The 5,952-nt window shown below is 54.6% G+C and carries 5 protein-coding genes; all 5 read right to left on the bottom strand.

Features of this window, described 5'->3' with window-relative positions:
- The coding region (locus tag VMU57_RS09150; protein ID WP_325382652.1) for a DEAD/DEAH box helicase at positions 1–1,598 on the bottom strand (1,598 nt) is incomplete at its 3' end.
- Entirely contained in the window at positions 1,595–3,304 is a 1,710-nt protein-coding gene (locus VMU57_RS09145) for a site-specific DNA-methyltransferase (RefSeq protein ID WP_325382651.1), read from the bottom strand. The genes VMU57_RS09145 and VMU57_RS09150, both read right to left, overlap by 4 nt.
- Positions 3,305–3,307: 3 nt before the next feature.
- Positions 3,308–3,745: a hypothetical protein gene (locus tag VMU57_RS09140; protein ID WP_325382649.1), complete on the bottom strand. Its 438-nt coding sequence runs from the start codon at positions 3,743–3,745 to the stop codon at positions 3,308–3,310.
- Between the two features lie 494 nt (positions 3,746–4,239).
- Positions 4,240–4,575 carry a hypothetical protein gene (locus VMU57_RS09135; RefSeq protein ID WP_325382647.1) on the bottom strand — a complete coding sequence of 112 codons (336 nt, stop codon included), beginning with the start codon at positions 4,573–4,575 and terminating at the stop codon, positions 4,240–4,242.
- The coding region (locus VMU57_RS09130; protein ID WP_325382645.1) for an AAA family ATPase at positions 4,572–5,952 on the bottom strand (1,381 nt) is incomplete at its 5' end. The genes VMU57_RS09130 and VMU57_RS09135, both read right to left, overlap by 4 nt.

Genomic DNA, 5,952 nt, shown 5'->3' with positions numbered 1-5,952 from the left:
TCGAATTCTAGGTGAATCACATGCAGTGTTGCCTCGGCAACCTTTCGCTCCGGCTCCGTCGTAAAGAGTGGCTGTTGAGTGGGAGTCGAAACTTGCGCACCGTCGCCGGGAGCCGCCTGCGGTGCGAGGCCCAGTACCGACAAAATCGTGGGTGCAATCGTAACAGCCCGGGTCGGCGTGTCAGGAATATCCCTGCCTATGACAACGCCCGTGCGAATAATGGAGTTGGGATCGTTGGCGTGATCCACGATCTCCTGGAACTTGTCATGCGAGACGATTGTCAGCCGATCGACATCGGCAACCCCGGTCCGCTTTCCATAGGGTAAGCGTAGGCCGCGCCCGATGGACTGCTCGACCAACGTCTTCGAGTTCGCAGCGCGCAGCGGAACAATCGTATAAAGATTGGTTACGTCCCAGCCTTCCTTGAGCATGTTCACGTGGACCACGATCTCGGTCGGATTGGCCGGGTCCTCCACGCTCAGCAACTGTTGAACGGTTTCGTCCTTCTCTTCGCCACTCTGGTTGGAGTGAACGGTAATCACGCACCCCTTGTAACGCCCATCAAAGAAGTCGTCCGCCTCGATCTTCTTCAGCAAGTCGCCGGCATGGCTTGTGTCCTTGGCCACAACCAGCATGAAGGGCTTTACCAGCGGCTTTCCCGTATCCCGCGAGTAGATGTCGAGCTGCACCTTCGTGTGTTCGTGGACGCGGATGCCGTCCTGCAGCTTCAGTGTTTCGAGCGCGCCTTCATCGTAGTTTTCCGCGCGGAAGTTCTCTCTCGTGGCGACAGAAGGTTCCTTCACAAAGCCATCGCGCAAGGCTGAGGCCAGCGGGTAGCTGTAGATGACGTTCTTGAAGTCCGTAGTCCGGTTCCCGTTCTCTATCTGCGGAGTCGCCGTCAGTTCCAAACCCAGGATAGGCTTCAGTTCGTTGATCGCACGCATCCCTGCCTTGCCGCGATAGCGGTGACTCTCGTCCATCAGTAGAACGAGATCGTCCAGCTTCGACAAATACTCGAAGTAGCTCTCGCCGATGTACTCCTGGAGCCGCTTGATACGCGGCTCTTTATCGCCGCGCACTTCGGCGTTGATCTTCGAGATATTGAAGATGTTGATGTGGACGCCGGTATCCCCGAAGAGATCGGCGGAGCGGATACCGCGCCCGCTCTCGTAGTTGTCGCCGGTAATGATCTCCGGCGGATTGATGGCGAAGTCCGATAGCCCCTGAAAGACGTACTTCGGCGAGCCCGGCGTAAAGTCGGCGATCAGCTTGTTGTAGATAGTTAGGTTCGGGGCCAGCACAAAAAAGTGCCGGATACTCCATGCCTGGTTCAGGTAGGCGACGAAGGCTCCCATCAGGCGCGTCTTGCCCACGCCGGTCGCCAGCGCAAAGCACAGCGACGCGAAGTCGCGCTCAAAGTCCGCGACCGAGGGGAACGCGGAGCGGATTGCCTCCAGCGCCTGCGCGGTGTCGGTGTCCTTGGCCAGCGGAAGCAGTTCGCATACCTGGTCGAGAATCTCCACCGACTCCCGCTGTGGCGGACGAAGGCTCAGGCGGTTCGAGATGGCCCACAGTTGCTGTTTGCTGTTCGCGCTCATTCCGCACCCCCTTCCTCGACATTGCCAAAGAGACCGGGAGCGGTGTCGATGCGCGCCTTGCGCTTGCGTGCCTGCTTTGGCTCCAGCTTCTGCCCGGCCATCACGGGTACAGGCTCCGGCTCCGGCGCTTTGGGCAGGTTGGCGACATTTAGGCTGTAGTCGTCATGGCCCCACTCGCACTTGTGCAGCACGGCGGAGGGAATCTTCTTCAGCGTCAGGTTTGAAAAGGCGTCCGGCTTGCCGCGAAATGCGGAGCAGCAGACCAGTAAGGAACGCTTCCTGCCAACCTCTTCGCTCAGCGCCGCCAGATGGTCGCGGGTCAGAGTCTGCGTGGTCACGTAGATAAAGTCCGTCTCGGTGGAGTGGCCCTGCTGCCAGTAGATCTCTTCGCTTGGCGCGTAGGTAAAGCCCATCAGCTTGCACATCGCCTCGGCCAGCATAGCCGGGTTGTATTGCTTGCTGATGACAAGGTTATCGAAGGCATCCTTTTCGAGAAGTGTTGGGGCAATGTGGTAGTAGCGGAATCCGCCACCGCCCTTCCAATCCACGGTCTTCGTGATACCGCCTTCATCTTCGCCGTCGATGACCTTCTTGAGGCGCGGAATGATATGCGTATGGCAGTGCTCCCCAAGTTCGACCATGATCCAGTGGCGGCCCATCTTATGAGCAACTGCGCCAGTTGTGCCGGAACCTGCGAATGAGTCAAGAACGAGATCTCCAGGATTCGTTGCTATATACAAGATTTGCCTCAGCAGTTTCTCAGGCTTTGGAGTACTGAACACATCAGTGCCGGAAGACAAGACTGCATTGACTTCCTTCTTGGCTTCTTGTGTATTTCCGGCGTCTGAATGGCTCCAGATCGTAGGTGGAACCATACCGCTTTGCACCTCTGAGAGAAATACTTTTCTACGCGGTATTCCACCGCCGTCTTTTCCCCAAGTGATCCTGTTGTCAGAGCAGAGTTCAGCGAACTTGGTGGGCGAAACTGTCCAATATCTTCCCTTGGGTGGACCGTCGATAGGTCTGCCATTTGGAGAGACAGTGGACCAACTCCCAAGACTGTAAAAATTCCTAGCGGATAGTGCCACTGAAATCCAAGGACCACGAGGGTCATTGTCAGGATTCTTGTAGTCGGTTTTGCTTTCTTCGCTCCTCGGAAGGAGGTTACGCTTCCATGCTTCTTTGTTCTTAGCAAAAAGAAGGATGTGGTCGTGATTTGCAGAAAAGAACTGCGAGGAATTCTTGGATGCAAATACCTTTTCCCAAACGACATTGTGGATGAAGTTTGTCCTTCCGAACACCTCGTCGCACATGACCTTCAGGTAATGCGCTTCATTGTCGTCGATAGTAATCCAGAGAGAGCCGTTGTCGGCGAGCAGGCAGCGAATTAATTCCAAGCGGTCACGCATGAGGGAAAGCCAGATGGAATGCTCCACTCCATCGTCATAGTGTGTGAAGGCAGAGCCGGTGTTGTACGGCGGATCGATGAAGACGCATTTCACCTTGCCAGCGAATTCCTGCTCCAGCGCCTTGAGCGCAAGCAGGTTGTCGCCAAAGATCAGGCGGTTATCGAAGATGTCGTCCTTCGTCACGCGCTGCTTGGCGTGGTAGCTCTTCTCCGGGTCTTCCAGCAAGATGCGCGGCTCCAGCTTCGGCCGGTTCTCCTTGCCAATCCACGTCAGTTCCAGTTTTTGCTTTGGCGGCATTCCCTATGCTCCCTGTTCCTTAGTCCCGGTTTTCTCCATCCGCCGCTCCAGCTTCCGTTGAGAAACTACATTGAACAGACTATCCAGCCTTTGCAGGATTTCTTTCGATTCCTTCGCAACTGGGATCGGAATCGATCGTTTCCTTCCTTTAGGTTTCTTTACAGTCTTTCCCTCTGTCGGTGTTTCGACGCTCTTGGCCGCTTCTCTTCTGCATACAGTCTCCAGGTGTTTTTCGAAATCTCCGAGCGTATATGGTTGATCGCAGATCGCACATGTGCGCATCTCAGCGTGAGAGTTCCCCGCCTTCTTTCCGGCTTTGTGCACTGGTGTTTTCGGTTCTCGCTGCCGAGATTCCAACACGGGAGTGATGATCCCCTGGGCGATCAACTGCTCGCGAAGTTTGCTTGATGCAGCCGAGTCAGCTTGCTCGCCATGCCTCACGGCAGATAGACGCTTCCCAGTCTTCTTCTCTTTGGGAGTTACAAGCTCCTGCGATTCTGGGCGGTTCCTTTTCTGGGGTACTCTCGTTTTAGCCAGCTTCCGTACAAGTTGAATTGACGGCGCATGGTGTGTGAGCCTGTGCTCCTTCAGAGCGTCGCGAGTACCGCTGAAGCCGCAATGAGCGCATCCAAACAGGCGCTCGTGCTTTACTCGTCTTACTGGTTTCGGCCGTATGACTGGATCTTCCAGAACAGGTTGCGGAGTTGGGATGCGCATCTTCTTTTCCGGAGTTGGGATGCGCGCTTTCTTTCTTGGAGCGCTGTAGTTATTCGATGGAAATCCAGTCCTGTAGGAACCTGATCCTCCACAGCGCGAGCAACCCTCGTTTCCTACGCAAGTGCATGGAACTAAATGGCCCATGATTCCCTCATATCGCGACTGGCGCGATCAGCAGATGAACAAAGATATCTGAAGCAAACGACTTCCACGATAGGCTAGACCAGCCTCCATCGAATAGTAAAAAGCGTCTCCAGTTTCCGGTCCTTGGTCATGCGAGCCTCGATATCAGCAATCAAGGCGCCCCGGCGAGGTTCGACTTCATCCTCTGCGACAAAGAGGTCTTTCCGTTTCTGATTGCGTGTGGTTTGCAGTGCCTTGAGCGCGAGCAGGTTGTCGCCGAAGACCAGCCGGTTATCAAAGATGTCGTTCTCGGTCACGCGCTGCTTGGCGTGGTAGCTCTTCTCCGGGTCTTCCAGCAAGATACGCGGCTCCAGCTTCGGCCGGTTCTCCTTGCCAATCCACGTCAACTTCAGTTTTTGCTTCTGCTTCATGCAACCTCTTTCTCTGCGGGTGGCTCAACATCAGTCTCGCCAATCATCATCTTGTAGTGGGCAAGATGGTCAGTCTTCTCAAATATTGCCCGGAAGACGCGCAAATAGCCCTCCACCATCCCATCGTCTACGGTCTGGTAAAGATCGTCATTCGCAAAATGCGACCCGTCATGTGTCCAGGTGACGAGAGAGTTGACAATCAGCCTGTCTTTTCCCTCGAATTTGGAACAGAGAACGTCGAGGTTCATTCCGCCGAGAATCTTGAAGTAGTTCTCCAAGATCCGACGTAACGTGTTCTGAATGGTCAGCTTGGACCGGTTGGGATTCTTTACCTCTGCCCAGAGCAATTCGTAGGACGTCTTGATTGGGTTCGTCGTGTGCTTTTCAATCCGCGAAACCGGGTCGGACTTGCGAATTACCCAGAACGTTTCCTCGTTCATGGCCCGGTCCTGGCGCCTGCTGTTGTACGTGACCTCCTTGTGGAAATACACGTTGTGCGTCAAGACGAAGACCTGCTTGATCTGCCCGGAATTGTTCCGTACCTCATCGATGACACCTCTGATCAGGCTGCTCACGATAAAGAGGATGTCGCTGTCGAGGCTTGAAACCGGGTCGTCAAAAACGACCACGCGGTTGGACGTGATGCCCGACTCCGAATCACTACCCTTGAGTAGATGGTAAAAGTACAAGAAGGTGATGAAAGTCTTTTCGCCTTCGCTCAGAGAGTGCCGGGCATCGTCCCCATTTTGCCGAAGGATTTTGTAGTGCGTGCCGTTGCCTGCAAGCGCCAATGAGAAGCTCAGAAACCCATAGGACTTGAGTATGGAATTGATGGCATCGATCGTCGGCTTGATGCTCGTGATGCTTTTTTCAAGGTCCCGTAGGTCGGTCTGTTTCTGCTGCCGTTCTGCTGTTGCCGCCTCGATAGTATCCCGAATCCCCTTAATCGCCTTGTCGAGATTCGATTTCTTCGCATCGTAATCAGCGAGAGCAGATTTAAGGCCAACTTCAATGATGTACTTCCATACCTGAGAGATTAGCGTAGTCCGTTCGCGGCCTAGGTTCTTGACCATCTGATTATGCTTCGCTACTGCTTGATTCGCGTTGTCAATCAAGCCGGTGATAGAGGTCATTACATTGGCAATGGAGTCGAGGTCGATGACCTGGCTTGGCTCCTTCTTCTTCTGAGCGAGGCGCTGTTTGTTGCTTGCGATGCGAGAGTCGAGTAGCGCCTTCTCGGCTTTAAGCTTCTCAACGTCCAAATACTGCGACGGTGACGCGATAATCGTTGAAAGATGCTGCTGAAGTCGGTCAGCATCCGTCGAGTAATCACTGACCAGCGCGTCCACGGCCTTGCTATCGGCGACGAAGGCTTCG

The organism is Edaphobacter sp., from assembly GCF_035532915.1.
GTDB lineage: Bacteria > Acidobacteriota > Terriglobia > Terriglobales > Acidobacteriaceae > Edaphobacter.
Note: the sequence above shows the minus strand (reverse complement) of the source record. Positions and strands in the feature narration are given on the sequence as shown.